The sequence below is a fragment of the Acinetobacter legionensis genome (assembly GCF_048551735.1).
In the GTDB taxonomy this organism is placed as follows: Bacteria; Pseudomonadota; Gammaproteobacteria; order Pseudomonadales; family Moraxellaceae; genus Acinetobacter.
Genome location: NZ_JBIMBV010000053.1, coordinates 1 through 1,863, shown reverse-complemented (window position 1 = coordinate 1,863; position 1,863 = coordinate 1). Strand labels below are relative to the sequence as shown.

General features: G+C 39.1%; 1 protein-coding gene. It reads right to left on the bottom strand.

All coding sequences use genetic code 11. The features are described 5' to 3' along the window. Nucleotides 1-282 precede the first annotated feature (282 nt). A complete protein-coding gene (gene repM / locus ACG9ZL_RS20850; RefSeq protein ID WP_419361767.1) occupies nucleotides 283-1,239 on the bottom strand; it encodes a replication initiation protein RepM in 957 nt (318 codons plus the stop codon). Nucleotides 1,240-1,863 lie beyond the last annotated feature (624 nt).

Genomic DNA, 1,863 nt, shown 5'->3' with positions numbered 1-1,863 from the left:
GCGGTTTTTCAAAGGGGGGAATAATCGAACTTTCATAACTTCACTCGTAGACACTCGCTAATCACTTTCTTTGAGAATCTTAGAAACAGCAAAACAAAACGAGTGTCTACGAGTGACAAGACAGGATAAGAATCAAAACTGTTCTTTCCCTGATTACAATGCTTTTGCTTTTAGGGTTAAGGGAATTCTCCCTTACGAACTTCCATTGAAAACATCGAAGATTTTCTCAATGGTAAAGTGCGCCCTTCATGTTATTTCGGGAAAACCCATCACAACTAAAAATTAGTTTTTCTTGCTGTAGTCGGTTTCTGTTTTCAATGCTGTGAAAATCCGTTTTGCTATTTGTTCATCTGCTTTTTCAGGGTTCCTCAAAATGTTCCCAATCCAATTTGCAAAAGCTGGATAGTCTGGGAAGTTACTAAGGTCTGAAATACTGCCTAGTTTGCACAGAATCATGCTGTATTTTGCGATCTGTGGCTCTGTAAGGGGTTTTATCGTATCTAGGTCATTCGTGGCTGTTTTGGGCGTTTCTGTGGCAATCTCGGCTTGTTTGGGCTTCTTCTGCTTAAACTTGAATGAGAACCCTGTAATCAAACGTCCCTTTTTGTGTTGTTCATAGGTCGCTGTGATGTCTGTATGCTCGTTGATCTGCTTTAGTGCTAGTTCTAAAACACTATGTTTTAATCTTTCAATTCGTTGATATTCAGTATCTAAAACCCCTATTCGCTTTCTAAACTCGCCTAATTCAATAATGGGGGTTTTTCCTGTGGTACGCCAACAAATCAATAATTCATACATACGGACAGCGTAGGCACTCGATAAACCGCTAATTTGCTCAATATCGTATTGGGTGAATTGTTCCTCAAGCCTTGTAATCAGTGGAACAACCGCAGGAGCAAAAATAACTTCAACTGTTGCGGTTTCATCAATATAAGCAATTTGTGATACCCATCGACTTGTAATATTTGCACGTCCACGTTCTCGTTTTTCTTGGTAGCTAAACTGACGAGCAAATAAGTCCTTGCAGGCATCTTTTAAGGCTTGATATGCCGTTGTTCTGTGTACGCCAAATTGATTGATATAACTCTCGGCATGAACTGTCAGAGGGTCATTGGCATTGATTCCTTTGCCTGATTCTCTAGCCTCAAGGATAGCTAGGAGAATTAAACGCTGTTCAACGAGATCCAAATTGTAACTAGCGTTCATTAGGGCGTTATCTTTCACTATTAAATCACTCATATAGCACCAAGAGTATTTTTTTTGTTTTAGCATAATATTTTAATTTGGTGCTATATGCAAGGTAAACGGTGTCATATTGATGGGTAAACGGTGTCATATTGATGGGTAAACGGTGTCATATTGATGGGTAAACGGTGCTAAATGACCTCTGTATGCCTTGCTGTGTGGGCGTTTCATCATGTCTAAAAGCATTTAAAAGCATTTAAAAACCTTAAAAGCCCATTTTCATCATGAAAATTGCCCTATGTTTTCGCTTTGCTCAAACTTTTTTGACTAAGCAAGCTTAGTCGAGGGGCAATTTAGGCAAATCAAGGGAATGAAATCAGATATTTAAAAAGAATAGAGCAAGGACACACAGAGGGGACTTTTTCACTACCGTGCAAAATTCCTACTCTGTGCCTTGTTGGGGCAAGCCCCAAACCCCAAAAGCAAGATCAAAAGAAAAAATGGCACTCGCTACGCTCGTGTCCTCTCAAAAGCAAAAGCTCACGATAGATAAAATTTTCATGAAATTAGATATAGAAAAAGCGGTTTTTCAAAGGGGGGAATAATCGAACTTTCATAACTTCACTCGTAGACACTCGCTAATCACTTTCTTTGAGAATCTTAGAAACAGCAAAACAA

Coding starts and splice junctions, on each gene's coding strand:
- repM (WP_419361767.1), bottom strand. CDS start 1,239: ATGAGTGATTTAATAGTGAAAGATAACGCCCTAATGAACGCTAGTTAC.